This window comes from Acinetobacter sp. Ver3, from assembly GCF_000632455.1.
Taxonomy (GTDB): Bacteria; Pseudomonadota; Gammaproteobacteria; order Pseudomonadales; family Moraxellaceae; genus Acinetobacter.
Map to the genome: position 1 here is coordinate 1 of NZ_JFYL01000204.1, position 325 is coordinate 325.

Annotated in this window: 3 tRNA genes; all 3 read left to right on the forward strand. The window is 51.1% G+C overall.

The features are described from left to right. Positions 1-3: 3 nt before the first annotated feature. The 3 genes from CL42_RS16385 (at position 4) to CL42_RS16395 (ending at position 305) form a co-directional block, all read left to right on the forward strand. Positions 4-79 (forward strand) — tRNA-Val (locus tag CL42_RS16385). A gap of 22 nt (positions 80-101) precedes the next feature. Further along, positions 102-178: transfer RNA gene (locus tag CL42_RS16390), tRNA-Asp, on the forward strand. A gap of 50 nt (positions 179-228) precedes the next feature. After that, positions 229-305, forward strand: a tRNA-Asp gene (locus tag CL42_RS16395). Positions 306-325: the final 20 nt, after the last annotated feature.

The following is a 325-nucleotide window of genomic DNA, read 5'->3' on the forward strand; positions in this document are numbered from 1 at the left end:
AAAGGGCGCTTAGCTCAGTTGGTAGAGCGTCTGCCTTACAAGCAGAATGTCGGCGGTTCGATCCCGTCAGCGCCCACCAAGCCTTTACGTTAAGTTTTAGTGCAGCGGTAGTTCAGTTGGTTAGAATATCGGCCTGTCACGCCGAGGGTCGCGGGTTCGAGTCCCGTCCGCTGCGCCACTATTAAACTTAATAGATTGTTTGTACTTTAATAGAGATATTACATAAGTGCAGCGGTAGTTCAGTTGGTTAGAATATCGGCCTGTCACGCCGAGGGTCGCGGGTTCGAGTCCCGTCCGCTGCGCCACTTTATGTAATGACCTTATT